Origin of the sequence: Acidovorax delafieldii 2AN (assembly GCF_000175235.1) — a bacterium.
Classification (GTDB): domain Bacteria; phylum Pseudomonadota; class Gammaproteobacteria; order Burkholderiales; family Burkholderiaceae_C; genus Acidovorax; species Acidovorax delafieldii_B.
Map to the genome: position 1 here is coordinate 1 of NZ_ACQT01000566.1, position 915 is coordinate 915.

The 915-nt window shown below is 68.9% G+C and carries 1 protein-coding gene and 1 pseudogene; both read right to left on the minus strand.

The window, feature by feature from the left end; genetic code table 11:
• A pseudogene (locus tag ACDELDRAFT_RS23070) lies at positions 1-271 on the minus strand (prepilin-type N-terminal cleavage/methylation domain-containing protein); the annotation flags it as partial.
• Between the two features lie 60 nt (positions 272-331).
• Positions 332-769, minus strand: coding sequence for a type II secretion system major pseudopilin GspG (gspG, locus tag ACDELDRAFT_RS23075; protein ID WP_005801713.1), 438 nt, complete (start codon positions 767-769; stop codon positions 332-334).
• Positions 770-915: the final 146 nt, after the last annotated feature.

The following is a 915-nucleotide window of genomic DNA, read 5'->3' on the forward strand; positions in this document are numbered from 1 at the left end:
GTGCCGGCGTCCAGCCACTGGGTGGGAAGCGTGTTCGCGGGCAGGCCGTCGAAGCGAAAGCCCTGGGCGTCGGCGCGCCAGCGCACGGGTACGCCCGTCCCGCGCGACTGGGCCCGGCGGATTCCAGCAGGGCCGCCAGCCGCGCAGCCTCGCGTTCGAGCTGCGTCTGCCCGCTGTCGCGCAGCGCCAGGCTCACGCCTGCGGTGGCCAGCGCCATGATGCTGATGACGACCAGCAGCTCCAGCAAGGTGAAGCCGCGTGCGGTGCGCAGGGTGCGGAAACTCACGGGCAATGGCTCACGAAAAGCCACTGTGGCGCCGGGCACCGCGCGTCACTGCCAGCTGCCGATGTCCGCATCCTTGCCTTCGCCCCCCGATTGCCCGTCGGCGCCGAACGACATCACGTCGATCTCGCCCTTGATGCCGGGGTTCAGGTACTGGTAGGGGCGGCCCCACGGATCGTTGGGCAGCTTTTCGAGATAGGGCTTCCAGTTGCCGGGCACGGGCCCCGCCGAGGGCTTGGTGACCAGCGCCTGCAGGCCCTGCTCGGCGGTGGGGTAGCGCTGGTTGTCCAGGCGGTACAGCTTGAGCGCCTGCATGAGGTTGGTGACATCGGTGCGCGCGGCGGTGCTGCGCGCATCGTCAGCGCGGTCGAGCACGTTGGGCACGATCAGCGCGGCCAGCACGCCGATGATGACCAGCACCACCATGAGCTCGATCAGGGTGAAGCCCCGTGCAAGGTGCGTGGCCAGGCGGCGGGCGGAGCGCATAGGGAAGGATGAAGTGTTCACTGCGGGCGGTCTCGGGTGGGATCGATCGCGTGAATCATAATCCCCTGATGGTGACCAATTCACACAGCAAATGGGGCGTGCGCCTGGGGACTTTGGCTCTCTGGGCCCTGGCGGGCGCCAGCGTG